The organism is Paenarthrobacter aurescens (genome assembly GCF_025421775.1).
Lineage (GTDB): Bacteria > Actinomycetota > Actinomycetes > Actinomycetales > Micrococcaceae > Arthrobacter > Arthrobacter aurescens_B.
On sequence record NZ_JAOEFX010000695.1, the window covers coordinates 1 to 238 of the forward strand.

Consider the following 238-nt stretch of genomic DNA (forward strand, 5'->3'; position numbering starts at 1 on the left):
AAGCCACCTCCGGAGCCAACGGTGCGTGGACCATCTGTGTACCCGTGCAGTGCACCTACACCTTAGAGCTTGACACCTCCACCTTGCCGGAGGGAATCGCACTGGCCGAGTGCCAGGACAATCCCCGCGATGTCACGTTCAGCCAGACCTCCATCCTGTCGGTGATCTTCGCCTTCGGTGAGGGCATCGTGGTCCAACAGCAGGTCTTTGGCCAGAACCTCCTCAACCGCCTGGTGGC

Annotated in this window: 1 pseudogene; it reads left to right on the forward strand. The window is 61.3% G+C overall.

Annotated features, from left to right (window positions below):
* A pseudogene (locus N7568_RS25295) lies at positions 1-238 on the forward strand (branched-chain amino acid ABC transporter permease); the annotation flags it as partial.